This is a genomic window from Streptomyces sp. NBC_00190, from assembly GCF_036203305.1.
Taxonomy (GTDB): domain Bacteria; phylum Actinomycetota; class Actinomycetes; order Streptomycetales; family Streptomycetaceae; genus Streptomyces.
The window spans coordinates 2,541,263-2,560,146 of sequence record NZ_CP108131.1 but is presented as its reverse complement, the minus strand read 5'-3'; the positions used below and the strand labels follow the sequence as shown (position 1 = coordinate 2,560,146).

Below are 18,884 nucleotides of genomic sequence, written 5' to 3'. Positions count from 1 at the left end.
GGTCACGCGGCCTCGGCCGCGGCGCAGGTGCCGCACTGACCCGGGGTGGCGGAGCGGAAGGCGCGGTCGCAGCCGTCGCAGGTCTGGAAGGGCTGGATCTGCCGCTCTGCGGGCAGGGCGAAGGACGGCCGATCCGGGAGCAGGGGCGGGCGGTACTCCCTCAGGCGGTGGGCCAGAAGGGCGGCGGGAGACCGGATCGGCTCCGCCGGGAGGCACCCCGCCAGGGTGCCGCTGACGGCGGCCGGGCTCAGGCCGCGCTCCAGCCAGGTGGTGACGCCGGGAGCCAGGCGCGCCACGTCGCGCTCCGAGAGCAGCAGCCGGGGGTCGCGCAGCCGCAGGCGGGCGAGGAGCTCGGCGGCCTCCCGGTGTGCCCCGGGGACGGCGGGGGCGGGGAGGGGTGGAGTTGCCTTGGCCCGGGGGATCGGTGCCGGTGCCGGTGCCGGTTCGGGGTCCGGGTCGGGGTCCGGAGCCTGGACCTGGCGCGGTGCGGGGGCCGGCGCGGGGGCTCGGCCGACGGGTTCCGCCGCCTTCAGGCGCTTGGAGAGCGGGATGTTGTACGACACCGTACGGGTGAAGATCTGCCCCGACGGAAGTCGCTCCCGGGTCCGGGACAGGTAGCCGTGGGCTTCCAGTTCGCGCAGGGCCGAGGCGATGCGGGCCTCGCCCTCGGTGAACCGCTGCGCCAGGGCCTTGATCGACACATCGGCGCCGGTGGGCAGTGACTGGATGTGCGTGGACAGGCCGATCGCCGTCAAGCTCAACTCGCCGTGCTGGGCGAGGTTGTTGTCGATCTTGACGTAGCGCTCGGCCTGGGAGTCTTTCTCGTGCATGACACCAGGCCTCAGAATGCGGTACGGAGTGCGCGGAGTGCGCGGAGGCGCGCTAAGGTGCTGCTCAGCCACTGGAAGCTCGATTCTTCCTGAGCGGTGAGGCCCTCGGCCGGGATGCCAGTCCCGTCGGGGGCCGTTCGCATGTTTGGGGTTGTCGAGGCTGAGCCTGCACCTTGAATTGGCCTATCCGCCAGCCAGGTTGGCCGCATTCACCCGACCGAGTGAGCGGTCCTGGTTTGGTTTGGTGAGGTCATTTCCCTGGGTTCTTAAAGCGGTTTACGTCGTGCGGAACCGCCCGGCGGGCAACCGGAACGTGGAAACCCGGATCCGGTGATTCGGGCGCCGGTAGAGCGATTTCCGCCCAGACCGTTTTCAGGGGTACGGGGCCGAGGGTCGTTCCCCACTTGTCCGCGAGCGCCGCGACGAGGACCAGACCTCGGCCCGATTCGGCGTCGGGAGACGGTAGTTCGGCGGCGGATGCGGGTGCGCACGCGCCGCGGGTGTCGGTCACCTCGATACGGAGCGTGGTGTCCGTGGCGGCCATCTGGAGCCGGAACCTCCGCCCGGGTACGCGACCGTGGGTGACGGCGTTGTTGGCGAGCTCGGCGACGACTTGGACCGCGTCCCTGAACGGAACTCCCCAGTCCGCCAGTTGGTGAGCGGCGAGCGCGCGTGCGGCGCGGGCGCCGCGTGGGGTGGCGGGGAAGAGGGCGTCGAAGGCGATTTCCTGATTCACGTGACTCAGCGTGGCGAGGCGTGCGTAACCTGAACAGGAGAGAGGCCGCTGTGTACGGCGGCTGTCCCAGGGTGTCCAACCCTGTCCAGCCTGTCCCTCGGGGGTGGAAGTGAACGCAGACAGCGCCGATGAGTCGAGTGAGTCGAGTTGGGAACTCGATCCGGAGGATGAATCGGGAGCGGTTATCGCGACCGTCGGCCGCCAGTTGAAAATGTGGCGGGAGGCGGCCGGGCTTGACCGCGCGCAGTTCGGTATGCGCATGGGATACGGGCCGAACCTGATCTACAAGATCGAGCGCGGCGCCAGAATTCCTCGCCCGGAGTACCTGGACAAGGCGGACGAGATCCTGAGCGCGGGCGGAAAACTCGCCGCGATGAAGGCCGACGTGGAAAGGGCCCGCTATCCCAAGAAGGTCCGGGATCTGGCCAAGCTGGAGTCCGGGGCGGTTGAGCTGGGCGCGTACGGGAACCACAACCTGCACGGGCTGCTCCAGACGGAGGAGTACGCGCGGGCGCTGTACGACATCCGACGGCCGGCCTTCTCGCCGGATGTGGTGGAGCGGTACGTCGCCGCCCGCATGGCGCGGCAGGAGATGTTCCACCGGCAGCCGTCACCCGCCCTGACCTTCGTACTGGAGCAGGCCACGCTGGAGCGGCCGATCGGTGGGCGGGACGTACTGCGCAGGCAGTTGGAGCACCTGCTCGATCTCGGTCGACTGCGCAACGTCGAGATCCAGGTGATGCCGACGGACTGCGAGGATCACGCCGGAATGGGCGGTGATATCCAGGTTCTGAAGCTCCGGGACGGTTCAACGATCGGGTACGTCGAGGCGCAGCTGATGAGCCGCCTGGTCACCGGCGCCAAGGACATCCAGATCCTCGAACTCCGGTATGGGATCATCCGATCACAGGCCCTCAGCCCTCGGGAGTCGAGAGCCTTCATCGAGAAAGCGCTGGGAGAGACATGAGCATCAAGCCCTCGGTCGGCGACCTTTCCGCACTGAGCTGGGTCAAGAGCAGTTACAGCGCCAGTAGCAGCAACGACTGCGTCGAGGTCGCCTGGGTGAAGAGCAGCTACAGCGCCAGCAACAGCAATGATTGCGTCGAGGTCGCGGTGATGCCCGAAGCGATCCTCATCCGGGACTCCAAGGACGTGGACGGCGGCCACCTGGCCGTGGCCCCCGCCACCTGGACCGGCTTCGTCCGGTACGCCGCGGGCTGATCCCGGCCGGGCGGCCTCTCGGCATGGCCGTCCGGCCGCGGTCAGCTCTGGAGGAAGTCCAGGAGATCCCGGTTGAACCGCTCCTTCTCCCCGGGGACGACGGCGATCCCGTGGCCGGCGCCTTCATAGACCTTGAGGACCGCATCGGGGATGATCTGCGCGGTCTTGCGACCGGTGGCGTCGATCGGCACGATCTGGTCGTCGTCGCCGTGCACGACGAGGGTGGGGACGTCGAACTTCTTGAGGTCCTCGGTGAAGTCCGTCTCCGCGAACGCCGTCACGCAGTCCACACCCGCCTTGATGCTCTGCTGCATGGCCAGGAGCCAGTAGGCGTCCAGATTGCCCTGCGTGACGCTGTTTCCCGGGCGGTTGGCACCGAAGAACGCCGGAGCGAAGTCCTTCCAGAACTGCGAGCGTTCCTTGAGGATGCCGTCGCGGATGCCCTCGAACACATCGGCCGGCACGCCCTCGGGGTTGCTGTCGGTCTTGAGCATCAGCGGAGGGATCGCCGACAGCAGGAGCGCTTTGCTGATCCGGTCGGTGCCGTGGCGTCCGATGTAACGGGCGAGTTCACCGCCGCCCATGGAGTGGCCCACCAAGGTGACGTCGCGCAGATCGAGGGCGTTGATCAGGTCGTTCAGGTCGTCGGCGAAGGTGTCGAAGTCGTAGCCGGCCCAGGGCTGGCCGGACCGCCCGTGGCCCCTGCGGTCGTGGGCGATGCCCCGGAAGCCGTTGTCGGCGACCAGCTTCATCTGGTCCTCCCAGGCGTCCGCGTTCAGCGGCCAGCCGTGGATGAAGACGACCGGGTGTCCACTGCCCCAGTCCTTGTAGTAGATCTCGACACCGTCGCGCGTCGTCACAGTGGGCATGGCGTTCTTCCTTGTCAGGCGAGCCGGCCGGCCGGTCGGCCGGGAAGGCGCTGCCGGGACAGCCTGACGCCGCCAACTGGAGCAACCTGGGACGTTCCACCGAACGTGGCGTGTCGGTCTTCCCGCCGGACAGCCGCCCCATTACCGGACCACCGGAAGATCAGCCGACCGGGAACACCGTTCGAACCGCGCCGTCGCCTGAGCGATGGGACAACAGGTCCTCGGCGTCACGCCAGCTGAGGTGACCGCCGTACTTGGCGCGGCTCCTGCCGGATGCGGCGAGGAATCCCGCGACACCTGCCGCGACGCCGACGACGGTCAACGCGACTGCCTTCTGTAGGGCCATGACGTCCTCCAGGGCGGTTCGGAAGTACCCAGCACTGTGCCCCGCTCCGGTGATCCCGACACGTCATAGACCGCACCGCCGGGACTCCCTGGGCCAGTTTGTTTCACCCGGTGCGGCGGGCCCACCACGTCGTGGCGGATGGCTGGGAATTGGACCTTCGAACCGAGTGGCCGTCCGGGCCCTGGCCGGGAAGGTTTGGAGCACGCGCCGGCGAATGGACTTCGGTATCGCCCGTGACGACACCTCCCGGCACCCGCACCGTCACCGCTACGGGCGTTCCCCCACACCCAGCTCAATCTGCCGGTCGCATAGTGCATTTCAAGCCATCGAGCCGCCGATACTCACGAGTAGGCGCCACTACGGTCAGACCATGGGACCCCTGAAACCGCATCTCTCTGATCTCATAGTCGCCGCGATTTGCTTCGCTGCCGTCTTCGCCCTCATAGCCAAGGTGCTGCTGCCCAGGATCGAGAAGACCCTCGCCGAGCGTGAGAGTGCCACCGAGGGCACGCTGGAGCGGGCCGCGGAAGCCGAGCGGGAGGCGCAGCGCATTCATGCCGAGTACCAGGCTGAGTTGAGTGCCGCCCGGCACGAAGCCGCGCAGATCCGTCAGGCTGCGCACGAGGAAGGCGTGGTGCTCCTCGCTGATATTCGCGCGGAGGGGCATCGGGTGCGTGAGGAGCTCGTCGCCGCAGCCACCGTGCAGCTCGCGGCGGATCGGGTCGTCGCCGAGGCCGAGCTGCGCGAGGACGTCCTCGGGCTGGCCACCGAGCTTGCCGGACGTATCGTCGGGGAACCGCTCACCGACGTTGACCGTGCCCGCGCCATTGCCGACGATTTCTTCGCCGAGGTTGACGCGGAGACCGCCACCACGGCGTGAGCTCAAGGTCGCCCCTAGGCGCTTGATACTTCAGGGCAGGCCCAGATCCTCAGGATCTGGGCCTGCCTTTTTTGACGTACGCACACCGATGCACACCCGACCGGCGACGAGCGAGTGTCGGCCAACTTCCGAACCCCTCACCGGCAACCGACCGGCAGAATGCCGCCCACCTGGATTGCCGGTGGGCGGTATTTTGCCGGTCCGTTTTGCCGGTTAATTTGCTGCCGAATCTGCCTGGGCATCCAGCGAAACCCTGGAGAGCATGAGCTCGATCGAACTTTCGATCACGTTCAATATTTCACAATCGAGAGGAGATTCAGAAGTGTCAAACACTCTGAACGCTGCCGATATCCAGGTCGTAAGGCCTGAAGCCAACGCCATGCAGGCCTGGCCCTGGGGTGACAAGAACAAGGGCAGCGCGGACTTCGAACTCGCCGCCTGGGGCAAGGACCACGGCCTCGACGACAACGACTGATCCGTCGTACCTGCGGTACCCGGGGCCACGGCCCCGGGTACCGCAGGGCCAGCCGTATCGGCGGCCGTCAGGCCTCAATCTCCGATTCATCATTGAGGGTATACGTGGAAACCATTACGCATCAGGAAAACGGCGAATCGATTGCCCAGTCCCACACGGGCTTGGCGCGGCTTATCGCTCCGCTGGATATCGCTACCTTTCAGAATGAATTCTTCGAGAAGAAGCCACTGCTGATACGTCGAGAGAACCGCGAATACTATGCGGATCTGCTGACGCTCGACAACGTGGACGAGATCCTCTCGCTCTCCAGCCTGCAGAACGAGGACGTTCGGGTAGCCGCCGAAGGCAGCATCGTGTCGCTGGACGATCGGCTCGCATTCGGCGCGCACGGCTCCACCAACGCCCAGGAAGCGGTGTACGCGAGTTACCGCGACGGCGCGACGATCATCATGGACGGGTTGCACCACCGCTGGGCTCCCCTTCAGCGTCTCGTCCAGGCGATAGGTACCGAGACCAACGCCAAGTTCCAGGTCAACACCTACCTCACGCCCGGCGGCGGGGCCCAGGGGTTCAAGCCGCACCAGGACAACCACGACGTTTTCGTCGCCCAGGCGCATGGCGTCAAGCGGTGGGCGCTGTACGGACCCCGCTTCGAGCTTCCCTTGAAGCACATGAACCACCAGATCCCGGTCGAGCAGTACGGCGAGCCCGTGCACGAGTTCGACCTGCGTCCCGGCGACCTGCTGTACCTGCCGCGTGGCACGGTGCACGCCGCGCGGTCCACCGACACCGCCTCGCTGCACCTCACGTTCGGCGCACGACCGGTCCTGCGTTCGACCCTCCTCATGGAGGCGATCGAACAGGTCATCACTGCTGACGTGCGGTTCCGTCGGGGTCTCCCGCTGGGGTTCGTCTCCGACAAGGAGCTGAGTCGCCAGGCGGAAGAGGACCTGGCCGGGCTGATCGGCGCCCTGGCGGAGCGGCTGTCCGCTGCGGGGATGCTGGAGAGCGCGATCACGCAGGCGATATCGATCAACGCTCCCGAGCTGCGGAACCATCTGACCGACCTGGAACGGCTCGACAGCATGGACCTGGACACCGGGGTCAGCCGACGTTCCGACATCCGATGGGACATGCGGAAATCGGACAAGTCGGTTCAGCTCCACTTCCACAACAAGATCGTCGAGCTGCCCGTGCACGTGGCTGACGAGGTCCGGTTCGCGGCCGAGGGGACCGAGCCGTCCTTCACCGCGCGGACCCTTCCGGGGCAACTGGACGATTCCGGACGACTGGTTCTCATCAGGACGCTCGTGCGCGAGGGCTTCCTGACCTTCGCGTAGGACCACCTACTGACGAACGGCCTGCTGGTGGGTTCCCAAGGGCTCTCCAGCGGCCGGTCCGGTTGCGCCATCGGGCCCCTTCGGCCTGCGAGGAGACGACATTTCATGCCCCCCGCCGACCAGCCGGCGCACGTGCCGCTGCGCAGGATCATCCGGCTCTTCGTTCCGTACCGCGGCAGACTCGCGGCGGTCTTCGCGCTGATCATCACTTCGGCTCTGCTGGGAATGGTCTCCCCGTTCCTGCTCCGGGGCATCATGGACATCGCGCTGCCAGACCACCGCAACGGCCTGCTGTCCGTACTGGCCGGCGGAATGCTGGCCATCGTGCTCACCGTGACGGTCCTGGGCGTCTTCCAGTCCTATCTGTCGCTCTCCGTGGGCCAGCACGTGATGAACGACCTGCGGATCGCCGTGTACGCGCACCTGCAACGGATGTCCCTGGCGTTCTTCACCCGGACCCGCAACGGGGAGGTCCAGTCCCGGATCGCCAACGACATCGGCGGGATGACGGCGACCGTCACAAGCGTGAGCACCACTGTGGTGAGCAGTGTCACGACCCTGATCGCCAGCCTGGTGGCCATGGTCACGCTGGATTGGCGGCTGACATTGATTTCGCTGCCGATGCTCCCGCTGTTCATGTGGATCACGCGCAATGTGGGGGAGGAGCGGCGGGAATTCACGTTCCGCAAGCAGCAGCAGCTCGCCGTCATGTCGACCCTCGTGGAGGAGTCCCTGTCGGTCAACGGCTTCCTCCTGGGGCGCGTCTCAGGACGCACCAACATGCTCATACAGGAATTCGGCCGTCAGTCAGGGACGCTCACAGACCTCAACGTCCAAGCGTCGATGGCCGGGCGATGGCGCCAGTCGACCCTCCAGATCATCATGGCTGCCATGCCCATTGGGATCTACTGGGCGGCGGGCCTGGTCGATCGGGGCAGCTGGTCGGTGTCCGTGGGCACGTTGGTGGCCTTCACCACCGTCCAGCAAGCCCTGTTCACCCCATCGGTGCAGCTTCTCCAGATCGGCATAACGATCCAGGGCTCCCTTGCCCTGTTCGAGCGGGTCTTCGAGTATCTGGACATGCCGGTGGGCGTTGCCGAATCGTCCCGACCGACGGCAATCCCCGCTCCGCGAGGTCACGTCCGCTTCGAGGGGGTGTCGTTCTCCCATGGTGACGACCACGTCCTACGTGATGTCGACATAGATCTGCCGGCCGGTGAACACCTGGCGATAGTCGGATCCAGCGGCGCCGGCAAAACCACTCTCGGCTACCTCGTGCCGCGACTGTACGACGTCACAGACGGCCGGATCACGATCGACGGTGTCGACGTACGTGACCTGAGCTTCGCCACTCTCGCGGATATTGTTGGAGTCGTGTCGCAGGACACCCACTTGTTCCACACGACCATCGCCGACAACCTTCGCTTCGCCCACCCCGAAGCAACGGATGACGAACTGGTCGCGGCCGCCAGAGCCGCTCAGATCCATGACCTCATCTCGGGCCTCCCAGAGGGCTACCAGACAATCGTGGGTGAGCGGGGCCACCGGTTCTCCGGTGGCGAAAAGCAGCGACTCGCCATCGCCCGCACCATGCTGCGCAACCCCCAGGTGCTCATCCTGGACGAGGCCACCAGCGCACTGGACACACATACCGAGTCCGCGGTTCAGCGGGCCCTCGACGTCTTGTCCGCAGGCCGGACGACCATCACGATCGCCCACCGGCTGTCCACGGTCAGGGAAGCCGACCAGATCGTGGTCCTCGAAAAAGGTGTCGTTGTGGAACATGGCACACATGACGAACTCGTCGCCAGGAGCGGCCGTTACGCGGAGCTCATGCCTTAGCGTCTGCTGTCAGTTTCCCAACTCACAGGAGGAGCGCAGGTTGTCCAACGAAGGGGGGGAGTTGGTCAGGGGGTGGCGTGCGTCCGTCGGCCTCACTCAGGAAGAGCTTGCAGAACGCTCGGGTCTCAGCGTGCGCACCATCCGATATTTCGAACGCGGACGCGGTGCTGCCAGGCCCCGCCTCAAGTCCGTGGGAATGCTGGCAGCAGCGCTGGAACTGGACGATGCGCAGACCGCACAATTGCTGACAGCAGCTCGACAGAGCACTTCGATTTCCCCTCCGCACAGCTCAGCTGAAGGGAGTGCGGCGGCCTCCGGCAGCACGGCCTCACCTGCTCGGCGGTTCGATCCAGCGGCTACGGAAACCACCACATCCACCGGTCGCCCTCAGACGCCGGCAGCCAATTGCCCTAGCGCTTCCACGCACCGTGCAATTCCCGCCCAGCTCCCGTTCGCGATAGCAGAGCTGTTCGGCCGGGAAGAAGCCCGGGAGATCCTGGACCGGCGACTCGCCAGCTGGCCGAGCAGCAACGCTCCGATCCTCCTGGCCATCACCGGCATGCCCGGCGTAGGGAAGACCGCACTCGCGCTGGACTGGGCAAAGAACCGGGCGCATGCCTTCCCCGACGGACAGCTCCACGTCGACCTGCGGGGATTCCAAGACAGCGCCCCCATGACCCCGGCGGCCGCACTGCGTGGATTCCTCACCGCCCTTGGGTGCGCCGCAGACTCCTTGCCGGAGGAAGCGCACGAACTGTCTGCCATGTACCGAACAGTTCTCGCGGAGCGGCGGATGCTCATCCTGCTGGACAACGCGCAATCCGCAGAACAGGTACGCCCCCTGCTGCCGAACAGCCCTGGCAGCGTCACCATCGTCACCAGCCGCGACCGTCTCACCGGCCTGACCGTACGGCACGGGGCCGCGAGGGTCGATCTGGACTGCCTGTCGGAACACGCGTCCGTTCACCTGTTGGCCAAGATCATCGGCTCGGACCGGGTGAACGCGGAGCCCGAAGCGGCAGCCGCACTGGTGTCGCTCTGCGGCAATCTCCCGCTGGCACTGCACATAGCCGGAGAGCGCCTGGCGCGTCATCCCAACACTCCCATCTGTGAATGGGTGACCAAGCTGACCTGGAAGCCCAATAGGCTCGACACTCTCGATATTCCAGGCGATCCGGCGACGTCACTTCGATCGGTGTTCTCCTGGTCCTACCTGGCCCTGCCCGCATCGACATCCCGGCTGTTCCGGCTCCTCGGACTCAGCGACGCCTCGGAATTCGAAGTGTCGCAGATCATGCAGGTCTTCACCGAGGAGAGCGCGGTTGAGATGCACCTGGCCCTGCTGGTGGACTCCCATCTCCTCGGCTCACCCGCCCCCGGCAGGTACCGGTTTCACAAGCTGGTTCATCTGTACGCACGGGAACGCGCCGAGGCTGAAGAGCGTTCCGAGTACCTGACTGCTGTCACCCGGCGCCTACGGCGCAGCCGGAGGGACGAAGCGAGTATCGGAAGGCGCGGTCGCCCACGGGAAATCATTTCGTCGGTCCCTGGCCGGAAGGACGGCGACCACGGCGCGGTGGGGGTCGATGAACTGGGGTGCGCATTTGGTTGTGATCAGGAGGCGGTCCGGGTGGGGTCTTTGATCCAGTTCATCGCGCCGCAAAGGTGAAGGCGAGCCGGGGTGTTACCTGAACTCCGGGACGAGCCTGGCAGGTGCCCGCCTATCGGCCAGGTGAGGGGGTCGAGTACCTCTCACATGCGCAGGGCCGCGAAGACGGCGCGGACCTGTTCGCCGTCCGGTGTGCGCCACGTGGCGCTGACGTGGGTGGCCGGGTCCGGGTCCGGATCCGCCGGGGCTGTCGCGTGCAGGACGCGGGTCACCGACAGCGTCGTGCCGTCCTGGCCGGGGACCACGGTGACCGTGGGGTCCGGGGCGTCGCTCGCGTTCTGGTCCTGGGGGACCGCCTCGCCCCGGAGCAGCGCGCGCAGCTGTGCCACCAGGACCGGGTCCTGGGTGCCGTCGTAGACCCACCGCCGGCCCAGTACGCCGTGCTCCGACGTACCGACCAGAGCCTGTTCGGCGCCGGGGAGCGGGGCCCCGCGGTAGGTCAGGGGCAGGTGGTAGGCGACCGGGGTGTCACCACCGGCGTCGGTGACCACCATGAACTCGATGCCGACCTCGCCCTCGGGGTCGTCCAGCCGGAAACCGCCCGCCTTGGTCAGCTCCGGAGCCTGGCCGGGCCGCCCCTCGTACCAGGGCTGCGCCGACAGCCACGACGCCACGAGTTCCAGCTTGCCGGGGGACATGGTGGTGCGGTGGACGACAGCCATGCGGACGGGCCTCCAGGAGTCGGGAGCAGCGCTACGAAGCCTAAAGCCCGCCCTCCTCGTGAATGTCAGAGCATGATGAGCAGGCGCGTCTTCGGCTTGAGCTTCCTGTTCACCGAACGACTCTGCACGTATACCTCCAACTTGGGATTGCGCCCCGCCTTCACGGAGACGGTCCCCTGGATACCCGTGCCGAACAGAAGGCTGCGTGCCGCGTCGCCCGTGTACGCGCGGTCGGTGTCCTTCTCGACCACGATGACTTCCTTGTCGGGCTGAACCTGGACCCGGCTGCCCAGCTGGTAGTAACACGACCCGCGTTCGTACGTCACGCCCGGATGCGAATCGACGAAGGACCGGATCTCGATCTCCGTGTCGACCTTCAGGAGCCGGTACTTGTCGGCCGGGACCGGTTCGAGACTCGCCCGCACGTCGTCGACCGATATGTCCTGGCCGACCGCGAAAAGGTTCTTCGTGCCGCGCACGCCCTGCTCGCGGCCACGCAGGAAGCTGGTGGCGGCAGCGCGCACGGTACCGATCGCCTCCTCGACACCCTCCGTGGAATCCGCGTCCCAGATGGCGATGTTTCCGGCCGGGAAACCGTAGTTCTGGGCGGTTCGCTTCGCCAGCGAGTTCGGAACGAGGATCGCGGACGTCCAGTGGCCCGGAAGCGCACCCATCTTCGCCGCGATCTTGTCGAGCCAGGGGCCGAGGATGGCCATGTCGCCGTCGTGCCGTCGGTCGCCGCCGGAGGCGTTCTCCTCGCCGTCCGTCACCACGATCTGGAGGAAGCTGTGCTCGCCGTACTCCTCCCAGATGTGGCCCATGTCGTCCAGGGACTTCAGAGAGGCTTCGATGAGGGCCGTAGCGCCGTTGTTGACCTTGTACAGACCCCGCATGGACGGCAGATGCTTCACGTCCATGTCCCAGACCAGGTTCTCCACCTTGTGGTCGAAGGAGTAGAGGCTGATCCGGGTCTCATGACCGAGGCTGTCCGACTCGGCCTTCAAGCCCGCCACGAACTCGTCCACGACGCGGATGAGTTGGTTCTGGTGCTGACGCATGGAACCCGAACAGTCCACGACCAGCGCGACGTGATTCACCTTGTGCTGGATCTTGTTGGCGGGCATGTTTCTGCTCCTTCTCCGAAGCTCCCCGAGTGATGTCTCCACACTATGAGGAGGCACTGACAACGGAGCTTGACGGATGATCACCCGCCTGCGGCGCGGCGGACCCCGGGTCGGGGGGAGCGCCCGGGCTCTACCATTGCCAGCGCAATTCGGGCTGATAGGGGCTGCAAGGTGCCAGAGTCAGCCGGGGGTTCAGCAGGGCCAGGTCGTCCTGGTGGAGACAGCGGCCGCCCGATCCGATCCTCCCGTCGGCGTCACGCCACCACGTCTGGGCGGGCGCCCCGTCGCACGGCGACACGCTGATCTTCGGGGAAGCGGTGAGACAGGCCCCGGACGCGGCGGACCTGATGGTTCCGGACGCGAAGGTCCACCGCTGGGCCGGCCCGCCGTCGCAGTCGGCCGTCGTGACGGGCCCACCTGCGGGTCGGCGGACGTCCCGCTCAAGGCAGCGCTTGACGGCGACGGTCGAGTCGGCGTGGCCTATCGCCGACATGATCTCGCCGGGGCCGGGCCGCCGGTGCGTCCTGCGGTGTTCCCGCTCGATCCAGCGGCGAAAACTCTGGCTGAGGGTGGATCCGGCAGGGCAGGGCAACGTGAAGCATCCCGCGCGCGCGAGGTACGCGTCGTAGACGGCCTTCTTGTCGCGCCGCTGTGCGGGAGTCAGGTCTGCCGGTAGCAGCGGCAGGCCGTAGCCGACGTACGGCGCGACGACCGGGCGGGCCGGAGCGAGGAAGGCGGCCTTCCTGAAGAACCGTCCTGCCATCTCGTGATCGCTGTGATCGGCATGATGCGCCGGCCCGACCCCGAAGGTGGCACTGTCGTAGTCCAGCGTCAGGACGCGTTCCGCCTTCCGCGAGGAAACGACCGCGGAGATCACAGAGGTCAGCTCTTCCTTGGTGTAGGACCGCGTTCCGTCCACTGGGGCGATGGTGGTGATCTGGCCGCGAAACAGCTTCAGCAGGCTCTGTCCGGAGTACCGCGTGCTCCCGGTGCCCGTCGCGAAACCGTCGGGCAGGCGGAAGAAGACGAGCCGAACGTCAGGGCGGTCGCTCAGGACGGACGACACGACCCGGCGGCCCCGCACGGTGAGATTGCTGCGGTGCCAGCGGTTCGGCACACCGGCCATCTTCGCGTAGGACGCCTGCAGGCCTGCTTCCCGGCGCCGCGCGTAGGAGTCCCGGAAGAAGGAGCGCCCGGCATCACCGGCGGTCAGATACACGGTGCCGACGGAGCACCCGTGGCGGATCAACCGCTGGACCTCGGGATTGATGAAGAGCAGATCGTCGTCCTGGTGTGCCACGCCTGTCAGCGTGGGGCGGCACTCCTCCGGGTCCGGCTCCACACCTCTACGGAATCCGGGGTGCTGTTCACCGTGGGAATGCGCGACGTCGACCTGGAGGAACGAGGCGATCCCGGCCAGCACGATGCCCAGAGCCGAGGGAAGCGCCCGCCAACGGCACTGCCGCCCACCCACGCGCAGGGCGCTGTCGGGTGCCTCAGGCCTCACCACGGACCCCTTTTCGCGGACGAGCCGGTCCCGTGGCGCGAGCGGCACCACGTGCTCTCGGTGTGCTGTGCCCGATGCTATGGGCGCCCGGGGAACAGCAGCGACACGAGAGGGTCCGATCGGTGGATGGACCGGCCGCCGGCCGGGGTGCGTACCGCGACCCACGCCATCGGCGACGCGGCGGTCCGCCACGTCATGGACACGGCACTAGCGACGGAAGCGGTTCAGCAGCGCCGCCGCCGGGTGCGGACCCGCGTACTCGGGGTGGCGCGGCAGGCGGTGCGGCAGCGAGCCGTACCAGCTGCGCGAGACGGTGTAGCCGAAGGTCAGGCAGAGCATGCCGCCCACGGCGTCGAGCCAGAAGTGGTTGGCGGTGGCCACGATGACGACGAGGGTCGCCGTCGGGTAGAGCAGGCCCAGGATCCGGGCCCAGGGGGCGGAGGCGACCGCGAAGATCGTCAGCCCGCACCAGAGCGACCACCCTATGTGCATGGACGGCATGGCGGCGTACTGGTTCGACATCTGCTTGAGGTTCCCCGACGCCATGGAGCCCCACGTGTGGTGGACCAGCACGGTGTCGACGAAGGACTGCCCGTTCATCAGCCGGGGCGGCGCGAGCGGGTAGCAGTAGTAGCCGACCAGCGCCACGCCCGTGGTGGCGAAGAGGACGAGGCGCGTGGCGGCGTACCGCCCCGGATGGAAGCGGTAGATCCACACCAGCACGCCGATGGTCACGGCGAAGTGGAGCGTCGCGTAGTAGTAGTTCATGCCCACGATCAGCCACGTCACCGAGTTCACGGCGTGGTTGACGGACTGCTCCCAGGCGATGCCGAGGGTGCGCTCGACGGACCAGATCCAGTCGGCGTTCGCGAGGGCGGCCGCCTTCTGCTCGGGCACCGCGTTGCGGATCAGCGAGTAGGTCCAGTAGCTGATCGCGATGAGCGCGATCTCGAACCAGATCCGCGGCCGGCGCGGGGACCGCAGCCGGGTGAGCAGGGTGCGTTCGGAGCCCGGGCGGGTCTCGCTCTCGGTCACCTGGGGTGACGAGACATCCGTCCGGGTTTCCAGTGTCTTCACGCTCGCTTCACCCATGGGATAGGAGTCTGCCAGATGCGATCTCGCCTTCGATCATCCCTCGGGACGGTCTTCGGCGCCTCCGCTCAGACCTGCGGACTAGTACGCCCCCGAGCTTGCCCGGGGCCGGAGGCCGTCGAGCCGCGGACCACCAGTTCGGGCAGGAAGACGAACTCGCTGTGCGGGGCCGGCGTACCGCCGATCTCCTCCAGCAGGGTCCGGACCGCCGCCTGCCCCATGGCCTGGACCGGCTGCCGGATGGTGGTGAGCGGCGGATCGGTGAACGCTATGAGAGGGGAGTCGTCGAAGCCGACCACCGACACGTCCTGCGGAACCCTCAGTCCCTGCTGCCGGGCGGCCCGGATCGCGCCGAGCGCCATCATGTCGCTCGCGCACACCACCGCCGTGCAGCCCCGCGAGATCAGCGCGGTCGCGGCCGCCTGGCCGCCCTCCAGGGAGTAGAGGGAGTGCTGGATCAGCTCTTCGGTCTCGGCCTCGTCGAGCCCGAGCCGCTCCTTCATCCCGAGCCGGAAGCCCTCGATCTTGCGGACCACCGGTACGAAGCGCTTCGGCCCGACCGCCAGGCCGATCCGGGTGTGCCCCAGCGCGGCAAGGTGTGTCACGGCGAGCTGCATCGCGGCCCGGTCGTCAGGGGAGACGAAGGGGGCCTGCACCTTGTCGGAGAACCCGTTGATGAGGACGTACGGGACGCCCTGGCCGCGGAGTTGGTCGTAGCGGCCCATGTCGGCCGTCGTGTCGGCGTGCAGACCGGAGACGAAGATGATGCCGGAGACCCCGCGGTCGACCAGCATCTCGGTCAGCTCGTCCTCGGTGGACCCGCCGGGCGTCTGCGTGGCCAGTACGGGCGTGTACCCCTGCCGGGTCAGGGCCTGGCCGATGACCTGGGCGAGCGCCGGGAAGATGGGATTGTCCAGCTCGGGGGTTATCAGGCCGACGAGTCCCGCGCTGCGCTGGCGCAGCCGTACGGGCCGTTCGTAGCCGAGCACGTCGAGCGCGGCCAGCACGGATTCACGGGTGCCTGCGGCCACACCGGGCTTGCCGTTGAGCACGCGGCTGACTGTGGCTTCGCTGACCCCCGCCTGGGCTGCGATGTCGGCAAGCCGTGCGGTCACGGGATTGGACTGTACCGGTCGCACGTTTAAATTGCCCACCAGGTGCACGAATCCGCCGGAAGCCGGACGGTGCGCCCGTCCGTCTCCACCGGCGCGCTGGAGAGTACGGGGCGCCCGGGTGCGGGGAGTTCGACCGCGGCGGGCCGGGTGTTGAGGGTGCAGGCGAAGCCGGGCCGGGTGAAGAGGAGTACGTCCTCGGGCGCGGGCAGCCAGGTCAGCGGGCCCGCGTCGGGAGAGCCGAGGCCCGGCAGCGCGCGGCGCAGCTCCAGGGCGGCCCGGTAGAGCTCCAGGGTGGAGTGCGGGTCGCCGGTCTGGGCGGCGACGCTCAGACCGGCCCAGCCGGCGGGCTGCGGCAGCCAGGTGCCGGCCGGCCCGAATCCGTACGGCGGCTCCGCGCCGGACCAGGGGAGCGGCACCCGGCAGCCGTCGCGCAGCCCGTCCTGTCCGGCGGTGCGCAGGAACGCCGGGTCCTGGCGGACGGCGTCGGGGAGGTCGGTCACCTCCGGCAGGCCCAGCTCCTCGCCCTGGTAGACGTACGCCGACCCGGGCAGCGCCAGCATCAGCAGCGCGGCCGCCCGCGCCCGGTCCAGGCTGCCGAACCGGGTCCGGTGCCGCACGACGTCGTGGTTGGACAGCACCCACGTGGTCGGGGCGCCCACCGAGGCGGTGGCGGCCAGTGACTCGTCGATCACGGTCCGCAACATGGCGGTGTCCCACCGGCAGTTCAGGAACCGGAAGTTGAAGGCCTGGTGCAGTTCGTCGGGGCGGACGTAGAGGGCGAGCCGCTCGGAGGACGGGGCCCAGGCCTCGGCGACACCGATGCGCGGGCCCTCGTAGGAGTCGAGGAGCCGGCGCCAGGAGCGGAGGATCTCGTGGACCCCGTCCTGGTCGAAGAAGGGGAGCGGCTCGGTGCCGATGAGCGTGGCCTGCGCGCCGTGGCCGATGTCGGGCAGGCCCGGGGCCTTGACCATGCCGTGGGCGACGTCGACGCGGAAGCCGTCGACGCCGAGGTCGAGCCAGAAGCGCAGGACGGAGGCGAACTCGGCGGCGACCTCGAGGTGGTCCCAGTCCAGGTCGGGCTGCTGGGGGGCGAAGAGGTGCAGGTACCACGCTCCCCCAGCCTCCGGCTGGGAGGTGCACCCATCGCCTGCCGGCGCCGCGACGCGGGTCCAGGCGGGGCCGCCGAAGACGGACTCCCAGTCGTTCGGGGGCGCGGCGCCGCCGGGTCCGCGGCCGGGGCGGAAGTGGTAGCGCTCCCGCATCCCCGGATCCCCGGCGAGGGCGGCCCGGAACCAGGGGTGCTCCTCGGAGGTGTGGTTCGGGACCACGTCGACGATGACCCGCAGTCCCAGCGCGTGGGCGGCGCTGACGAGCTCGTCGGCGTCGGAGAGGTCGCCGAAGAGCGGGTCGACGGCCCGGTAGTCGGCGACGTCGTAGCCGCCGTCCGCCTGGGGGGACACGTAGAAGGGGGTGAGCCATACGGCGTCGACCCCGAGCCGGGCCAGGTGCGGGAGCCGCTCGCGCACCCCGCGCAGGTCCCCGACGCCGTCCCCGTCACTGTCCGCGAAGGACCGTACGTACACCTGATAGATGACGGCATCGCGCCACCAGCCGCCGCTTGCGGTGGCGTTGCTGGAAGCGCTTGCAAGCCGGGATGCGGTCAGCTCATGGGTCATATAGGGGTCAACGCGAGCAGACACCCCCTGGTTGCGGGCCCGGACAGTCGAAGGTGACTCGAACTAACAGCAAGCTGCGGCAACCGTCCGGACACACGGATGTAACGATCAGGGCCTCTTGCAGAAAATTGCCGCAAGCTCTTTCGGACGGCTTTCAGTCTTGTTACGTTCCTGGCAACTCAGGACCGCGAGGGCGCGGCCGGGATCATCGAAGGAGTTCATATGCGGCGTGGCATAGCGGCCACCGCGCTGGTCGCGACCCTGGCGCTCGCGGCGACGGCTTGCGGTGGTGACACCAAGGACGACGGTGCTGAGACCAAGGCCGGCGGCGAGCTTTCCGGCACGGTCACCTGGTGGGACACCTCGAACGACGCCGAGAAGGCGAGCTTCCAGAAGATCGCCGAGGCGTTCACCGCGAAGCACCCGAAGGTGACCGTCAAGTACGTCAACGTCCCGTACGGCGACGCACAGAACAAGGTCAAGAACGCCTTCAGCAGCGGCTCCGACGCCCCCGACGTCATCCGCGCCGACGTCGGCTGGGTCGCCGACTTCGCCTCGCTGGGCTACCTCGACGAGGTACCGGCGGAGAGCGCGAAGAAGGTCGACACCGACTTCCTGCCGCAGGCCGCGGCCAGCGCCAAGTTCGAGGGCAAGACCTACGCCGTGCCGCAGGTCATCGACACCCTCGGCCTCTTCTACAACAAGAAGATGCTCGCCGACGCCGGCGTCCAGCCCCCCAAGACGCTGGAGGAGCTGAAGACCGCCGCCGCGGCCATCAAGGCGAAGTCCGGCAAGGCCGGTCTCTACCTGCGCGGCGACGACTCCTACTGGTTCCTCCCGCTGATCTACGGCGAGGGCGGCGACCTGGTCGACGCGAAGGGCAAGACCGTCACCGTCGACAACGCGGCGGGCGTCAAGGCCTTCAAGACGGCCCGTGACCTGGTCACCTCCGGTGCGGCGGTCACCAACGCCACGGACGGCTACACCAACATGCAGACGGCCTTCAAGTCCGGCGAGGCCGCCATGATGATCAACGGTCCGTGGGCGGTCGCCGACACCTACGCGGGCGACCAGTTCAAGGACAAGGCCAACCTCGGCGTCGCCGCCGTCCCGGCCGGCTCGGTCAAGGCCGGCGCCCCGCAGGGCGGCCACGACCTCGGCGTCTACGCCGGTTCCAAGAACCGCGCCGCCGCGCACGCCTTCGTCGACTACATGACCTCGCAGGAGGTCCAGGTCCAGTCCGCCAAGGAGCTGAGCCTGCTCCCGACCCGTACCGCCGCCTACGAGCAGCCGGACGTCAAGGGCAGCGAGATGGTGCAGTTCTTCAAGCCGGCCGTGGACAAGGCCGTCGAGCGCGCCTGGATCCCGGAGAACGGCTCCCTCTTCGAGCCGCTGAAGGTCGAATACACCAAGGCGATCACCGGGGCGTCGAGCCCCGAGGATGCGGCCAAGGCGGCCGGTGTCGAGTTCCGCAAGATCCTCAAGGGCTGGAAGTAACGA

The 18,884-nt window shown here is 67.8% G+C and carries 18 protein-coding genes; 8 read left to right on the top strand and 10 right to left on the bottom strand.

The features are described 5' to 3' along the window. Positions 1-2: 2 nt before the first annotated feature. Positions 3-830, bottom strand: coding sequence for a helix-turn-helix domain-containing protein (locus tag OG429_RS12430; RefSeq protein ID WP_328925374.1), 828 nt, complete (start codon positions 828-830; stop codon positions 3-5). Positions 831-1,080: 250 nt separating this feature from the next. Next, positions 1,081-1,566 carry an ATP-binding protein gene (locus OG429_RS12425; protein WP_328925373.1) on the bottom strand — a complete coding sequence of 162 codons (486 nt, stop codon included), beginning with the start codon at positions 1,564-1,566 and terminating at the stop codon, positions 1,081-1,083. 109 nt (positions 1,567-1,675) lie between these two features. On the opposite strand from OG429_RS12425, the gene OG429_RS12420 reads away from it, so the two are divergent. Together OG429_RS12420 and OG429_RS12415 are read left to right on the top strand one after the other, a co-directional pair. Beyond that, the gene (locus OG429_RS12420) at positions 1,676-2,533 is read left to right on the top strand and encodes a helix-turn-helix domain-containing protein (protein WP_328925372.1); all 858 of its coding nucleotides are present in this window, start codon (positions 1,676-1,678) and stop codon (positions 2,531-2,533) included. Continuing rightward, entirely contained in the window at positions 2,530-2,787 is a 258-nt protein-coding gene (locus tag OG429_RS12415; protein WP_328925371.1) for a DUF397 domain-containing protein, read from the top strand. Before OG429_RS12420 ends, OG429_RS12415 begins: the two co-directional genes overlap by 4 nt. A 41-nt stretch (positions 2,788-2,828) precedes the next feature. Here OG429_RS12415 and OG429_RS12410 read toward each other — a convergent pair whose 3' ends face one another. Both OG429_RS12410 and OG429_RS12405 read right to left on the bottom strand, forming a co-directional pair. After that, positions 2,829-3,656, bottom strand: a complete 828-nt coding sequence (locus tag OG429_RS12410) for an alpha/beta fold hydrolase (protein WP_328925370.1) — start codon at positions 3,654-3,656, stop codon at positions 2,829-2,831. A gap of 160 nt (positions 3,657-3,816) precedes the next feature. Beyond that, a complete protein-coding gene (locus OG429_RS12405) occupies positions 3,817-4,002 on the bottom strand; it encodes a hypothetical protein (RefSeq protein WP_328925369.1) in 186 nt (61 codons plus the stop codon). A gap of 370 nt (positions 4,003-4,372) precedes the next feature. Between OG429_RS12405 and OG429_RS12400 the strand changes: the two genes are divergently transcribed. The 5 genes from OG429_RS12400 to OG429_RS12380 all read left to right on the top strand — a co-directional run bounded on the left by OG429_RS12400 (position 4,373) and on the right by OG429_RS12380 (position 10,208). After that, a complete protein-coding gene (locus OG429_RS12400) occupies positions 4,373-4,882 on the top strand; it encodes a F0F1 ATP synthase subunit B family protein (protein ID WP_328925368.1) in 510 nt (169 codons plus the stop codon). 322 nt (positions 4,883-5,204) lie between these two features. Then, positions 5,205-5,357, top strand: a complete 153-nt coding sequence (locus OG429_RS12395) for a hypothetical protein (protein WP_328925367.1) — start codon at positions 5,205-5,207, stop codon at positions 5,355-5,357. A 104-nt stretch (positions 5,358-5,461) separates the two neighbouring features. After that, complete coding sequence (locus OG429_RS12390) at positions 5,462-6,697, top strand: cupin domain-containing protein (protein ID WP_328925366.1); 1,236 nt, start codon at positions 5,462-5,464, stop codon at positions 6,695-6,697. Between the two features lie 105 nt (positions 6,698-6,802). Next, on the top strand, positions 6,803-8,539 hold the full coding sequence (locus tag OG429_RS12385; protein ID WP_328925365.1) for an ABC transporter ATP-binding protein: 1,737 nt from the start codon (positions 6,803-6,805) through the stop codon (positions 8,537-8,539). A 40-nt stretch (positions 8,540-8,579) separates the two neighbouring features. Next, the gene (locus OG429_RS12380) at positions 8,580-10,208 is read left to right on the top strand and encodes an ATP-binding protein (RefSeq protein WP_328925364.1); all 1,629 of its coding nucleotides are present in this window, start codon (positions 8,580-8,582) and stop codon (positions 10,206-10,208) included. A gap of 83 nt (positions 10,209-10,291) precedes the next feature. Here OG429_RS12380 and OG429_RS12375 read toward each other — a convergent pair whose 3' ends face one another. The 6 genes from OG429_RS12375 to OG429_RS12350 form a co-directional block, all read right to left on the bottom strand. Continuing rightward, positions 10,292-10,870 (bottom strand): maltokinase N-terminal cap-like domain-containing protein, encoded by a 579-nt coding sequence (locus OG429_RS12375; protein ID WP_328925363.1) that lies wholly within the window; start codon positions 10,868-10,870, stop codon positions 10,292-10,294. A 65-nt stretch (positions 10,871-10,935) separates the two neighbouring features. Then, positions 10,936-11,994 carry a vWA domain-containing protein gene (locus OG429_RS12370; protein ID WP_328925362.1) on the bottom strand — a complete coding sequence of 353 codons (1,059 nt, stop codon included), beginning with the start codon at positions 11,992-11,994 and terminating at the stop codon, positions 10,936-10,938. 130 nt (positions 11,995-12,124) lie between these two features. Beyond that, positions 12,125-13,501 carry a ricin-type beta-trefoil lectin domain protein gene (locus OG429_RS12365; protein WP_328925361.1) on the bottom strand — a complete coding sequence of 459 codons (1,377 nt, stop codon included), beginning with the start codon at positions 13,499-13,501 and terminating at the stop codon, positions 12,125-12,127. Positions 13,502-13,708: 207 nt separating this feature from the next. Then, a complete protein-coding gene (locus OG429_RS12360) occupies positions 13,709-14,593 on the bottom strand; it encodes a phosphatase PAP2 family protein (RefSeq protein WP_328925360.1) in 885 nt (294 codons plus the stop codon). Between the two features lie 68 nt (positions 14,594-14,661). Then, positions 14,662-15,708 carry a LacI family DNA-binding transcriptional regulator gene (locus OG429_RS12355; protein WP_328925359.1) on the bottom strand — a complete coding sequence of 349 codons (1,047 nt, stop codon included), beginning with the start codon at positions 15,706-15,708 and terminating at the stop codon, positions 14,662-14,664. Positions 15,709-15,734: 26 nt separating this feature from the next. Continuing rightward, complete coding sequence (locus OG429_RS12350; protein ID WP_328925358.1) at positions 15,735-17,384, bottom strand: glycoside hydrolase family 13 protein; 1,650 nt, start codon at positions 17,382-17,384, stop codon at positions 15,735-15,737. Positions 17,385-17,606: 222 nt separating this feature from the next. On the opposite strand from OG429_RS12350, the gene OG429_RS12345 reads away from it, so the two are divergent. After that, on the top strand, positions 17,607-18,881 hold the full coding sequence (locus tag OG429_RS12345) for an extracellular solute-binding protein (protein WP_328925357.1): 1,275 nt from the start codon (positions 17,607-17,609) through the stop codon (positions 18,879-18,881). Positions 18,882-18,884 lie beyond the last annotated feature (3 nt).